The sequence below is a fragment of the Cobetia sp. SIMBA_158 genome, assembly GCF_046566945.1.
In the GTDB taxonomy this organism is placed as follows: Bacteria; Pseudomonadota; Gammaproteobacteria; order Pseudomonadales; family Halomonadaceae; genus Cobetia; species Cobetia amphilecti.
Genome location: NZ_JAWJYL010000527.1, coordinates 1 through 263, shown reverse-complemented (window position 1 = coordinate 263; position 263 = coordinate 1). Strand labels below are relative to the sequence as shown.

The window sequence follows — 263 nt, the reverse complement described above, 5'->3', positions numbered from 1 at the left end:
CACATAATGATAATACCACCGTACCAAACCGCTTTTTGGCCGCCAAATAATCTATCTGCTAACCAACCGGCAGGTAAGCCTAAAAAGTATACTGCACCTGTGTACAAACCGTAAATTGCAGCCGCTGATGCAACCGTAAAGCCAAGGCCTTCTTGTTGTAAGCTTGCTGTCATGAATAATACGAGCATAGCTCGCATACCGTAATAACTCATTCGTTCCCACATTTCAGTGAAGAACAATGTCGAAAGTCCTTTAGGGTGGCC

1 pseudogene is annotated in these 263 nt (G+C 44.5%); it reads right to left on the bottom strand.

The features are described from left to right. A pseudogene (locus tag R2R70_RS20960) lies at positions 1-239 on the bottom strand (MFS transporter); the annotation flags it as partial. Positions 240-263: the final 24 nt, after the last annotated feature.